The organism is Photobacterium chitinilyticum, assembly GCF_004104355.1.
GTDB classification, from domain to species: domain Bacteria; phylum Pseudomonadota; class Gammaproteobacteria; order Enterobacterales; family Vibrionaceae; genus Photobacterium; species Photobacterium chitinilyticum.
Genome location: NZ_RJLM01000216.1, coordinates 1 through 419, shown reverse-complemented (window position 1 = coordinate 419; position 419 = coordinate 1). Strand labels below are relative to the sequence as shown.

Sequence of the window (419 nt, the reverse complement as noted above, 5' to 3'; positions counted from 1 at the left end):
TATCGTTAAGAGGAGGCTCAGAAAATTCATCTTACTATGCATCATTCTTTACTAAAGAGCAGAATGGTGTTGTAAATGGTAGTGATTCTAAGACTTACGGAGGTAGATTTAATTTTGAATCTTCATTAAGAAAGGTTCTAAAGATGGGTATTAATGTGGATGCATCTACCCGTACATCAAATAATAAAGATAACCTGATAGGAAAGATATTGGGAATGAGACCTGATTTACCTGCATATAATGAAGATGGTACAATCAATACAATAGATCGTTATACCGAGAACCCTTTGATTACACAACAAAATAGAAATGAGAGTTACGGAAAGAATCTTTCTGCATCATTGTTTTTGGAGTGGGAGATAATTAAAAATCTTAAGTTAAGATCAACAGGAACTGTGACCTATGCACATACCAAATCA

Annotated in this window: 1 protein-coding gene; it reads left to right on the top strand. The window is 33.7% G+C overall.

The window, feature by feature from the left end; genetic code table 11:
- Positions 1 to 419: hypothetical protein (locus EDI28_RS27120; RefSeq protein WP_199287522.1), on the top strand; the 419-nt coding region annotated here is incomplete at both ends.